Source organism: Virgibacillus salexigens (genome assembly GCF_014905415.1).
Lineage (GTDB): Bacteria > Bacillota > Bacilli > Bacillales > Amphibacillaceae > Virgibacillus > Virgibacillus salexigens.
On the sequence record NZ_BNEO01000201.1, the window covers coordinates 1 to 291 of the forward strand.

The 291-nt window shown below is 39.5% G+C and carries 1 protein-coding gene; it reads left to right on the top strand.

Features of this window, described 5'->3' with window-relative positions; translation table 11 throughout:
- Window positions 1-291 (top strand): permease-like cell division protein FtsX (locus tag JKP73_RS22840; RefSeq protein WP_234447188.1); only part of this gene is annotated, 291 nt, incomplete at both ends.

A 291-nucleotide genomic window follows, 5' to 3' on the forward strand; every position in this document is an offset into this window, starting at 1 on the left:
GAAATGAAATCGAAAAAATAAATGGCGTACAATCGGCTGTTTTTTCTTCGAAAGATGACCAATTAAATAGTTTAATTGATAGCATGGGGGAAAACGGACAAGCCTGGCAAATGTTTGAGCAGGACAACCCATTGAATCATGTGTTTGTTGTCAAAACTGCAGACCCACAGGATACCGCTCCAGTTGCTAAACAAATCAATGAGTTACAAGGAATACAATCTGTAAACTACGGTCAAGGCGTGGTCGAAAAGCTATTCGAATTTAATAGTTATGCAAGGACTATCGGGTTGG